We start from the raw sequence: 11,193 nt of genomic DNA on the forward strand, positions 1-11,193 counted from the left end.
TCTCGTTGGGAGCGCCTTCACGTGCTCTATAGTGCCTCTGATCCATGAAGCACTTGTTGAATCTGCTGGCGGCCGTCGCGCTGCTGGTGTGGGGTACCCATCTCGTTCGTACCGGCGTGCTGCGCGTCTTCGGTGCCAACCTGCGCAGGATCCTCGTGCACAGCATGCGCAACCGGTTCACGTCGGCCCTGTCGGGGATTGGCGTGACGGCCCTGGTGCAGTCCAGCACGGCCACGTCGCTGATGACTTCGTCCTTCGTCGGCCAGGGCCTGGTGACCCTGCCTGCCGCGCTCGCGGTGATGCGCGGCGCGGACATCGGCACCGCGCTCATGTCGGTGCTCTTTTCCGCGGACCTGTCGTGGCTTTCGCCCCTCTTCATCTTCGTCGGCGTGGTGCTGTTCATCACGCGGCCGTCCAGTGCGGCCGGTCGCGTCGGCCGGGTGCTGATCGGCCTGGGCCTGATGCTCCTCGCGCTCCAGCTCGTGGTCGCGGCCACCGGCCCCTTGTTCGAAAGCCCGGCCATGCGCGCGGTGCTTGCATCGATCAACAGCGACGTCCTGCTTGAAATCACCATCGGGGCCGGGCTCGCGATCCTGGCGTATTCGAGTCTCGCCGTCGTACTCCTGGTCGCCGCCATGGCGAGCTCCAACGTCGTGCCGCTTGACGTCGCGCTGGGTTTGGTGCTCGGTGCCAACCTCGGCAGCGGGCTGCTCGCGGTGCTGACCACGGCGAAGTCGCCGGTCCCGGTGCGGCAGGTGACCGTCGGCAACCTCGTCTTCAAGCTTCTCGGCGTCGCCATCGCGGCGCCCTTCATCGGGCTGTATCTGCGCGAGGTCAGGCCCTACATTTCGGACGCCACGCAGCTGGTCGTTCTTTATCACCTGGCCTTCAACGTGATCGTGAGCGTCGGCTTCATCGGCCTTACCAATACGGTGGCCCGCATGGTCACGCGACTGCTGCCCGTGCCTCAGGAACCGACAGCGACCCGCAGGCCGCACCACCTGGATCCATCGGCCCTGTCGACGCCCACGCTCGCCATCTCCAACGCCGCGCGCGAGGCACTGCACCAGGCGGATATCGTCGAGACGATGCTGATCGGCATGCTCAACGTGATCCGCAACAACGACCTTCGTCTCGCGCAGGAACTGCGAAACCTCGACGACACGGTCGACGAGTTGTATTCAGCCATCAAGTACTACCTCACGAAGATCTCGCGCGAGGCCCTGGGCGAAGAAGAGAGCCGTCGCTGGACCGACATCATCAGCTTCACCATCAACATGGAGCAGATCGGCGACATCATCGAGCGCGTGATCATCGACATCGAGGACAAGAAGATCAGGCCGCAGCGCAACTTCTCGGATGCGGGCATGCGCGAGATCGTCGAACTCCATGAGCGGCTGGTGGCAAACCTGAGGCTCAGCATGAGCGTGTTTCTCAACGGCAATGTGCGCGACGCCCAGAAGCTGCTTCAGGAAAAGGCGCGCTTTCGCGACCTCGAGCACGCCTACGCGAACACCCATCTGGAACGGCTGACCGAGCAGACCACGTTGAGCATCGAGACGAGTTCGCTGCACATCGACCTGATCAGCGAATTGAAGCGCATCAACTCGCACATCTGTTCGATTGCCTATCCGATTCTCGAATCGGCGGGCGCTTTGGCTCCCACGCGAATGCGCGAATCGCGTCTTGGCACCCTTTGATTTTCGTCTTGGATCAATTCCATTCGGCTTTAGGAAAATTCCTATAGAAAGGGGAAGATTCGATTCGTAGCATGAATTTCCAATAATTTATTCGTGAAATTCAATGAAATCCATCGCCTCCCTTGTCACCGGATTTTTACTGACTGGCTGTTCTGTCGCACCATTGAATGACAAGCCACAGGAAAAGGTGAGCGAGCCGGCCGCCTCGTCAACGATTGTCGATAGAGGTGAATATGCCGTCGAGACGACTTACAAGGCGGTGAGTCAGAATGAGAGAGTTCGATTTCTCGTTCTCCACTACACCGTCTCCAACGACGTCGATTCGCTCAGATTCCTGACTCAAGCCGAAACGAGCTCCCACTATTTGGTTTCGTCCTTGCCTCCCGTGGTGAATGGCAAGCCCGTTGCCCTGCAGCTCGTGCCCGAGGAGAAGCGAGCGTGGCATGCGGGAGTAAGTACGTGGAACGGCAGAACCAACATCAACGACACGTCGATCGGCATCGAAATCGTGAATCCTGGCTTCACCGAAGAGCCGGGCGGGCTGCGCTGGTACCCCTACGCAAAAGAACAAATTGATCTGCTCGCACGCATGGCACAAGACATCATTCAACGCTACGACATCACACCCGACAGCGTTTTGGGACACAGCGACATAGCGCCCACCAGAAAATCAGATCCCGGGCTCCTTTTCCCGTGGAAGGAGCTGGCTGCGCAGGGAATTGGCGCATGGCCAAACGAAACAGCGGTCGAAAAATTCCTTGCCGGCAGACGCGCGACGGATTCGACTTCAACCTTGAAATTGCAGGTGACACTCGCGAAATACGGATATCAAGTCCCTCAACACGGGGCGCTCGATGTCGAGACAAGCCAGGTTTTTCGCGCCTTTCAATTGCATTTCAACCCGGGCGGCGTAACCGGCAAACCCGACGCGCTGACCGAGTCGTTGGCCCTCGCCCTGGTCGAGAAATACAGAGAATAGGCGCGCAAACCGTTCACACGGTCAGGATGGTGCAGCCCGTGGTCTGTCTCGCTTCGAGATCACGGTGAGCCTGTTGCACGTCGGCCAATGCGTACCGTTGGTCGATCGGAATCTTCACCGCTCCGTTCAGCACCACCGAGAACAGGTCGTCTGCCATCGCTTGCGTGCTTTCGCGGCTCGAGATGTGGGTGAACAAGGTCGGCCGCGTCACGTAGTACGAGCCCTTGGCCAGCATGCCGAGATTGAAGGCCGGCACCGGACCGGAGCCGTTGCCGAAGACAGCGAGAAGGCCGAAAGGCCGTAGGCAGGCCAGCGAGCCTTCGAAAGTGTCCTTGCCGACGGAGTCGTACGCCACTTTCACGCCCTTGCCACCAGTGATCTCCTTCACACGCTCGGCGAAGTTCTCGGTGCTGTAGTTGATGGCATGCGCGGCGCCGTGCGCAAGGGCCATCTGGCACTTGGCATCGGTTCCGGCGGTGCCGATGAGTTGCAATCCCAGCGCCTTGGCCCACTGGCACGCGATCAGCCCGACGCCACCCGCCGCAGCATGAAAGAGCACGAAGTCGCCGGGCTGTAGGCCCTCGGCAGGCAGCGTTTTCTTCAGGAGGTATTGCGCAGTCAGGCCCTTCAGCATCATCGCGGCGCCGGATTCAAAGGAAATCGCATCTGGCAGCTTGCAGACGAACTTGGCCGGCATCACCCGCGCTTCGGCGTACGCGCCGGGCGGCTGGCTTGCGTACGCCGCGCGATCGCCGACCTTCAGATGAGTGACGCCCTCGCCCACCGCCTCGACGATGCCGGAGGCTTCCATGCCGAGCTGGAGCGGCATCGGAAACGGGTACAGGCCGCTGCGCTGGTAGGTGTCGATGAAGTTGAGGCCGACCGCCTTGTGGCGAATACGGATCTCGCCGGCCCCCGGATCGCCGACTTCGACGTCGACGATCTTCAATTCCTCGGGACCGCCATGGCGGTCGATGCGGACGGCTTTGCTCATCATGAGTTGTTGCTCCTGGTGTTGATCGGGAGATTCGACTGGATCGAATCGCGGCGCCTATGCTGCCACGGACTGCCGCTTCATGATCCGCACGCCGCGAAATGCGCCGCGCCGCCCGGTACAGTTCAGCCCCATGCAGCAGCGACTCACACCGGGCACAGCCCTACTTCTGACGGTGCCTCCGCTGCTGTGGGCAGGCAATGCCGTCGTCGGCCGTGTCGTGCGGGATCTGGTCTCGCCGATGTCGCTGAACTTCATCCGCTGGCTGCTGGCCTTCATCGTGCTGCTTCCCTTCGCGGTGACCGTGCTGCGCCGCGAGAGCCCGTTGTGGCTCTACTGGAAGCGATTCGCCGTGCTCGGGCTGCTCGGCATCGGCTGCTACAACGCGTTCCAGTACCTGGCCCTGCAGACTTCGACCCCCATCAACGTCACGCTGGTGGGTTCGAGCATGCCGCTGTGGATGCTGGCGACCGGCACCCTCTTCTTCGGCGCGAAGGTGACGGGTCGCGAACTCGCGGGCGCGGCCCTCTCGATGGTCGGCGTGCTGCTGGTGCTCAGCCGCGGCCAATGGGCTCAGTTGCTGGCGCTGCGACTCGTGGTCGGCGACATCTACATGATGCTCGCCACGATCTCCTGGGCGTTCTACAGCTGGATGTTGTCGCGCACCCACGAGCCTTCCGAAGTGCGGCGCGACTGGTCGTCGTTGTTGATGGCGCAGATGGTGTTCGGGCTCGCGTGGTCCGGCGTGTTTGCCGCGGGCGAATGGGCGCTGACCGACGCGCATGTGGATTGGGGCTGGCCGCTCGCGGCTGCACTGGCGTTCATCACGGTCGGTCCGGCGCTGGTCGCTTACCGGTGCTGGGGGGCGGGGGTGCAGCGAGCCGGGCCGCAAATCGCCGGCTTCTTCACCAATCTCACGCCCTTGTTCGCCGCGCTGCTCTCAGCCGCATTCCTCGGCGACCTTCCTCAGTGGTACCACGGCGCGGCGTTCGTCCTGATCGTCGGAGGGATCTGGGTTTCCTCGCGGCAGTAGGCTCAGGAGCCCGAAAGCGCCACGGCCTGCAAGGACACCAGCTTTTCGCTGGCGCCGACGCGCTGGGCGCCGATCTCCCGGAATCCGAAGCGCTCGTGAAAGCGGCGTGAAGCATCGTTGGGCGGATCGACATCGAATTCGCAGGTCACCTGCACGGCACCGATCTTCGCCGCGAAGTCGAACAGATCCTTGTAGAGCAACTCCCCGATGCCCCTGCCCCGGTTTTCCGCCGCAACCACGACCCGGTCGATGTAGACAAAGCGCTCGCAGTTCGCCGCAAACCAGCGGTAGTTGGGGCTGTCGTAGTCCGCACCCTCCGCGAATGCCAGCAGGAAGGCAGCGACCGCGCCATCGCATTCCACGACGCGGCGGTACGCGGCCTCTGCATGCAGATGCACCAGCCGGTCCCGCGTGAGCGGCGCCAGGAAGTGCACCCAAGCTTCGTTGAGTTCGAGGATGCGAGGGAAATCGGCGGGAGTCGCCTCTCGAATCAGCACCGGACCGGTTTCAGTAGGTCCCCGGGTAGGCCCCGCCATCGGCGAGCACGTTCTGCCCCGTCAGGTAGGCGGCATGCACGCTACAGAGGAAGGCGCAGATGGCGCCGAACTCGGCCGGCGTGCCGAAGCGGCCTGCGGGAATGCTCTTCTGGCGCACGGCGCGGATTGCATCGATGTCCTGCCCCGACTTCTTCGCCGCGCCCGCCAGCGTGCCCTTGAGCCGGTCGGTGTCGAAGGCGCCGGGCAGCAGGTTGTTGATCGTCACGCCCTTGCCCGCGATGCCCGAACGGGCCACGCCGGCGACGAAGCCGGTCAACCCGCTGCGCGCGCCATTGCTCAGGCCCAGGATGTCGATCGGCGCCTTGACCGAGCTCGACGTGATGTTCACGATACGGCCGAAGCCACGGGCGGCCATGCCGTCGACCGTGGCCTTGATCAGCTCGATCGGCGTCAGCATGTTGGCGTCGAGCGCCTTGATCCACGCCTCGCGGTCCCACTCGCGGAAATCACCGGGGGGCGGTCCGCCCGCGTTGGTGACGACGATGTCGAAGTCCTTGTGCAACGCGAAGGCGGCGGCGCGCCCTTCAGGGGTCGTGATGTCGGCCGCCACGTGCTTCACGAAAGGCCTGGCAGCACCCGCACCGGCCGCGGCAGCCTGCAGCGTCTTCGCCGCGGCTTCCAGGGCCTCGGCGCCGCGCGCGACGACCACCACGTTCACGCCCTCGCGCACCAGCGCTTCCGCACAGCCGTAGCCCAGGCCCTTGCTCGCGCCGCATACCAGGGCCGTCTTGCCCGAAATTCCCAGATCCATGCTTGTTCCCCAGGGCCTCAGCGCCCCATGCGTGTGAATACGAAGATGCCGGTGATGACCAGCGCCGTCCCGGCCGCGATCCACGCGGTGAAGGGTTCGCCGAGGATCACCACACCCATCAGGATGGTCGACATCGGCCCGACCATACCCGTTTGCGCCGCCATCGCGGGGCCAATGCGTTCAATCGCCATCATCACGGCAAGGACGGGCAGCGCAGTGCACAGCGTGGCATTGAGGACCGACAGCCAGATGACCTGCGGCGCCACGTCGAAGGCGCTGCTCATCGGTCGCACCAGCAGGAACTGCACGATGCAAAGTACGCAGGCCACGCTGGTCGCCAGCCCCACCAGTCGCAGCGATCCGAGCCGCTTGACGAACTCGCCGCTGGCGAGCAGATAAACGGCATAGCTCACCGCGCTCAGGAAGACCAGGAAGGTGCCCCAGACGGCGGATGCGCTCTGGCCCAGTTGCACTTCATGGCCGAACACCAGCAGCACGCCGGCGTAGCTGATGCTCATGCCGATGAATTGCCAGCGCGTGATCCGCCGCCGGTAGACGATCCAGCCGAACAGCAGCACCAGCGTCGGGTTGAGATACAGGATGAGCCGCTCCAGGCCGGCCGTGATGTAGGCCAGCCCGGCGAAGTCGAGAAAGCTCGACAGGTAGTAGCCCGAGAACCCCAGCCCGAAGACGCCGATCCAGTCGCGCCGCGTGAGCGCCGGCTTCCCGCGCCCGGCCCACCAGGCCATGCCCGCGAACAGCGGCAGCGCGAACAGCATGCGCAGCATGATGAGCGTGACCGCGTCCACGCCATGCCGGTAGGCCAGCTTGACGATGATCGCCTTGCCGCTGAACGCGATGGCGCCCAGCGTGGCAAGGACGAGGCCCGGCGCGAGACTCTTGTGAGCGGAGTGCTCCGACGTGGCCTGCAACTGCATCCAGGGGATCAGAACCCGGCAGCGAGGCCGTCGCGGCGCGCATCGCTTGCCGCCACATAGCCTTCGACTGCCGGATCGCCCGCGCGCCAGATGAACTGGCCCGCGCCGAAGTCCTGGTAGGAGTCGTTGATGACATCGACCTTGTGGCCGAGCTCGGTCAGCCCTTGGACCGTTTTCGGATCCATGGCCGCCTCGACGTTGATCTCGAGGCCGGAGTTGAAGCGCCAGCGCGGCGCGTCGCACGCCGCCTGCGGGTTCTGCTTGTAGTCGAGCATGCGCACCAGCGTCTGCATGTGGCCCTGCGGCTGCATGTTGCCGCCCATCACGCCGAAGCTCATCACCGGCTTGCCGTCCCTCGTGAGGAAGGCCGGGATGATGGTGTGGAAGGGGCGCTTGCGCGCCTCGACCACGTTCGGGCTCTTTGCGTCGAGGCTGAAGCCGTGGCCGCGGTTCTGCAGGCTGATGCCGAAGTCGGGCTCCACGCAACCCGAGCCGAAGCCCATGTAGTTGCTCTGAATGAAGCTCACCATCATGCCGCTCTCGTCGGCGGCGGTGAGATAGATGGTGCCGCCCTTGACCGGGTTGCCCGCCTTGAAGTCCTGCGCCTTTTTCACATCGATGAGTTTGGCACGCGAGGCGAGGTACGCCCCATCGAGCATTTGCAAGGGCGTCACCTCCATCGACGATGGGTCCGACACATAGCGGTAGGTGTCGGCGAACGCGAGCTTCATGGCCTCGATCTGCAGATGCTGCGAAGCGACCGAATCGACCGGAATGGAGCCGATGTCGAAGTGCTCAAGGATGCCCAGCGCGATCAGCGCGGCGATGCCCTGGCCGTTGGGCGGGATCTCGTGCAGCGTGTGATCCCGGTAGTTCTGCGCGATGGGCTCGACCCATTCGGGCCGCCAGTTGGCGAGGTCGCGCACCTTGAGGCTGCCGCCGTTGGCGTTGGAGAACTTCTCGAGCGCCTCGGCGACCTCGCCGCTGTAGAACGCGTCGCCCTTGGTCGCGGCAATGGCCTTCAGCGCGCGCGCCGCGGCCTGGAAGCGGAAGAGTTCACCGACCTCGGGTGCACGGCCCCACGGAAGGAAGCTCTGCGCGAAGCCCGGCTGCGATTGCAGGATGGGCGTGGCGGCGGCCCACTTCTGCTGCACCACCGGCGGCATCAGGTAGCCGCGCTCGGCGATCTCGATGGCCGGGGCCATGAGGTCCTCGAAGGGGAGTTTGCCGAAATGCTCGGACAACGCGACCCAGGTTCCGACGGCGCCGGGCACCGTGACCGAATCGATGCCGCGCTGCGGCGGCGTGCGGGCGTCGTCGCCGTACTTGCGGCGGAAGTACTCCGGCGACCAGGCCTCCGGCGCGCAGCCCGATCCATTCAGGCCGTGCAGCTTCTCCCCATCCCACAGGATGCAGAAGGCATCACTTCCCAAGCCGTTGCTGACGGGCTCCAACACGGTCATCGCGGCCGCAGTGGCGATCGCGGCGTCGACGGCATTGCCGCCCTGGTAGAGGATGCGCAGACCAGCCTGCGCAGCTTGCGGGTGCGAAGTCGAAACGACGTTGCGCGCAAAGACCGGAATGCGGGTCGAGGTATAGGGGTTCGCGTAGTCAAATTTCATGTTCAGTCACCCGTGATTTTTCGTTCGGTGATGATCTTTTTCCACTTGGCGGCATCCTCGGCCACCATGCTTGCGAGTTGCGCAGGCGTACTTGTCGTCGGCAAGATTCCCAGTCGTGCCAGCTTGTCCATCACTTCCGGATCGGCCAGCGCCTGGTTGGCGGCCATGTTGATGCGCGTCACCATGTCCGCCGGAAGGCCCTTCGGACCATACAGCCCGAACCAGGTGTTGGATTCGAAGCCCGGCAGCGTATCGGCGATGGGCGGCAATTCGGGCGCCAGCGGGCTGCGCTTGAGCGTCGTCACGCCCAACGCACGCAGGCGGCCGTCGCGCACGTGCGGCATGCCGGTGGGCAGCGAGTCGAACAGCACGTCGACCTTGCCGCTGATCAGGTCCGGAATCGCGAGCGCCGTGCCCTTGTACGGGATGTGCGTGACGAAGATGTCGGCCTGCGACTTGAAGAGCTCCGCCGTGAGTTGGACGATCGTGCCGTTGCCGCTCGACGCATAGTTGAGCTTGCCCGGGTTCTTCTTCGCGTACTCGATCCACTCACGCACTGTCTTGGCGGGCGAGCTGTTGGGCACGAGCATGATGCTAGGCGCATCGCCGACGTGGGCGATCGGCGTGAAGTCGCGGACCGTGTCGTAAGGCAGCTTGGCGGTGATCGCGGGACCGATCGAGTGGGTGCTGGTCGTGGCCAACAGCAGCGTGTAGCCGTCAGGCGGTGCCTTGGCCGCCATGTCGGAGCCGATCGCGCCGCCGGCGCCGGGCTTGTTGTCGATGACCAGCGTGGTGCCGAGCTTCTCGCCCATCTTCTGGGACAGGGTGCGCGCGAACAGGTCCGTCGCGCCGCCGGCCGGAAACGGCACGATGAGCCGGATCGGCTTGGTCGGATAGGCGCCGCCCTGCGCCAGGGTTGCGGAGGTCGCAGCCATGCACAGCGTGGCGGCGATGGCTTGAAGAAACTGGATTCGATTCATGGAGCTGGATTGTCCCCGTGGAGGAATTCGAATGCTATGCAGCAGCGGCGCATCAAGCCAGATAATCCAGCTTATCCAACTATGAGCATTTCTTATGCCAAAGAGCGGCACGGAAGAGATCTCGCTGCAGCAGCTCCGTGCCCTGGCAGCGGTCGCCGAATCGGGCAGTTTCACCCTGGCGGCGGAGACCCTGCAGCTCACGCAGCCTGCGATCAGCCACCTCATCAAGCGCATGGAGCACGATCTCGGCCAGCCGCTTGTCGTGCGCGGGCGCCGCATCCGAATGACCAATGCGGGCGAGATGATGGTGGACACCGCGGTGCGTGCGCTCCGGCTGATCGATGAATCCGTCGATGCCTGCCGTTCGCAGTCGCAGCTTCGCGAGGGCCGCGTGGTGCTGGCGGTGGGCCACCTCACTGCCGGTGCGCTGCTGCCGCCCTTGCTGAGCCGCTTCTCGCAGCACCATCCCTCGCTGGCGACTGAACTGCTCGATAGCACGGCGGAACAGATGATCTCGCGGATCCTCTCGCAGGAGGCCGACCTGGGCTTCGGCTCGGACATCGGGCAGAAGCATTCGGAACTCGCGACCGAGCCGCTGTTCAGCGAGCGCATGAGCCTCTTCGTGCGCGACGACCATCCGCTGGCGCGGCGGGTGGTGATCGATGCCAGGCACCTGGACGCGCTGCCCTTCATCCACGTCAATCCGGACGCCAACGTATGGCGTTCCGTCAGCCGTCAGTTGTCGAGCGTGGCCAATGTGTATCCGCGGGTGGTGCACCACGTGTCGATGCTGTCGACGGCCTTCGGACTGATCCAGTCGGGTGCGGGAGTCGCCCTGCTGCCGCGCTACGTAGAGGTGCTCATGCCAGCAAATCTGCGCGCGGTGGCCGTGACGCGCCCCACGCTCGAATACCCGGTCGTCGCCGTGCGCTTGGCCAAGCATCCACTCAGCCCGGCGGCCATGGCCTTCCTGGCGATGGCGCGCCAGCATATGAGGGGTTGACTCGCCCCCACTGCCTTCCCCAATAAGAAACGGCACCCGAAGGTGCCGCTGATGAGGAAAGCTATAGGCCCGCGATCAGGCTTCTTCCTCGTGGAAGGCTTCCTCGCGTTTGGACTTCACCGCCGGCAGCAGCACGATCACCAGTAGCAGCAGTGCCGCGGCGAGCAGGCCGGCCGAGATCGGACGGGTGACGAAGACGATCCAGTCGCCACGCGACAGCAGCAGCGCGCGGCGCAGGTTCTCTTCCATCATCGGCCCCAGGATGAAGCCCAGCAGCAATGGCGCCGGTTCGCAGCCGAGCTTGAAGAAGCTGTAGCCGATGAAACCGAAGATCGCCACCATCCAGATGTCGAAGGTGTTGTTGTTGGTCGAGTACACGCCGATCGCACAGAACAGCACGATGGCCGGGAAGAGGTACTTGTAGGGCACCGACAGCAGCTTGATCCACATGCCGATCAGCGGCAGGTTCAGGATGATGAGCATCGCGTTGCCGATCCACATCGAGGCGATCAGGCCCCAGAAGAGTTCGGGGTTGCTGGTCATCACCTGCGGGCCGGGCTGGATGTTGTGGATGGTCATCGCACCCACCATCAGCGCCATCACGGCGTTGGGCGGAATGCCCAGCGTCAGCAGCGG

General features: G+C 64.2%; 11 protein-coding genes. 4 read left to right on the plus strand and 7 right to left on the minus strand.

Going from position 1 to position 11,193, the window contains the following annotated elements:
* Positions 1 to 44 precede the first annotated feature (44 nt).
* Together AC1D3B_RS33335 and AC1D3B_RS33340 are read left to right on the plus strand one after the other, a co-directional pair.
* On the plus strand, positions 45 to 1,700 hold the full coding sequence (locus AC1D3B_RS33335) for a Na/Pi cotransporter family protein (protein WP_478194953.1): 1,656 nt from the start codon (positions 45 to 47) through the stop codon (positions 1,698 to 1,700).
* Between the two features lie 103 nt (positions 1,701 to 1,803).
* Positions 1,804 to 2,679: an N-acetylmuramoyl-L-alanine amidase gene (locus AC1D3B_RS33340; RefSeq protein ID WP_478194954.1), complete on the plus strand. Its 876-nt coding sequence runs from the start codon at positions 1,804 to 1,806 to the stop codon at positions 2,677 to 2,679.
* A 13-nt stretch (positions 2,680 to 2,692) separates the two neighbouring features.
* Here the strand turns inward: AC1D3B_RS33340 and AC1D3B_RS33345 are convergent, their stop codons facing one another.
* The gene (locus tag AC1D3B_RS33345; protein WP_478194964.1) at positions 2,693 to 3,673 is read right to left on the minus strand and encodes a quinone oxidoreductase family protein; all 981 of its coding nucleotides are present in this window, start codon (positions 3,671 to 3,673) and stop codon (positions 2,693 to 2,695) included.
* A 133-nt stretch (positions 3,674 to 3,806) separates the two neighbouring features.
* On the opposite strand from AC1D3B_RS33345, the gene AC1D3B_RS33350 reads away from it, so the two are divergent.
* The gene (locus AC1D3B_RS33350) at positions 3,807 to 4,706 is read left to right on the plus strand and encodes a DMT family transporter (RefSeq protein WP_478194955.1); all 900 of its coding nucleotides are present in this window, start codon (positions 3,807 to 3,809) and stop codon (positions 4,704 to 4,706) included.
* A 2-nt stretch (positions 4,707 to 4,708) separates the two neighbouring features.
* Here the strand turns inward: AC1D3B_RS33350 and AC1D3B_RS33355 are convergent, their stop codons facing one another.
* The 5 genes from AC1D3B_RS33355 to AC1D3B_RS33375 are packed head-to-tail and all read right to left on the minus strand — an operon-like array spanning position 4,709 to position 9,554.
* Complete coding sequence (locus AC1D3B_RS33355) at positions 4,709 to 5,203, minus strand: GNAT family N-acetyltransferase (RefSeq protein WP_478194956.1); 495 nt, start codon at positions 5,201 to 5,203, stop codon at positions 4,709 to 4,711.
* Positions 5,204 to 5,213: 10 nt separating this feature from the next.
* Entirely contained in the window at positions 5,214 to 6,014 is an 801-nt protein-coding gene (locus tag AC1D3B_RS33360) for an SDR family oxidoreductase (protein WP_478194957.1), read from the minus strand.
* A 17-nt stretch (positions 6,015 to 6,031) separates the two neighbouring features.
* A complete protein-coding gene (locus tag AC1D3B_RS33365; RefSeq protein ID WP_478194958.1) occupies positions 6,032 to 6,952 on the minus strand; it encodes a DMT family transporter in 921 nt (306 codons plus the stop codon).
* 8 nt (positions 6,953 to 6,960) lie between these two features.
* Positions 6,961 to 8,574, minus strand: coding sequence for a gamma-glutamyltransferase family protein (locus tag AC1D3B_RS33370; protein ID WP_478194959.1), 1,614 nt, complete (start codon positions 8,572 to 8,574; stop codon positions 6,961 to 6,963).
* Positions 8,575 to 8,576: 2 nt separating this feature from the next.
* A complete protein-coding gene (locus tag AC1D3B_RS33375) occupies positions 8,577 to 9,554 on the minus strand; it encodes a Bug family tripartite tricarboxylate transporter substrate binding protein (RefSeq protein ID WP_478194960.1) in 978 nt (325 codons plus the stop codon).
* Positions 9,555 to 9,648: 94 nt separating this feature from the next.
* On the opposite strand from AC1D3B_RS33375, the gene AC1D3B_RS33380 reads away from it, so the two are divergent.
* On the plus strand, positions 9,649 to 10,557 hold the full coding sequence (locus AC1D3B_RS33380) for a LysR family transcriptional regulator (RefSeq protein ID WP_478194961.1): 909 nt from the start codon (positions 9,649 to 9,651) through the stop codon (positions 10,555 to 10,557).
* 75 nt (positions 10,558 to 10,632) lie between these two features.
* Here the strand turns inward: AC1D3B_RS33380 and AC1D3B_RS33385 are convergent.
* A partial coding sequence (locus tag AC1D3B_RS33385; RefSeq protein WP_478194962.1) for a tripartite tricarboxylate transporter permease occupies positions 10,633 to 11,193 on the minus strand: 561 nt, incomplete at its 5' end.

The organism is Variovorax sp. P5_A3 (genome assembly GCF_056400665.1).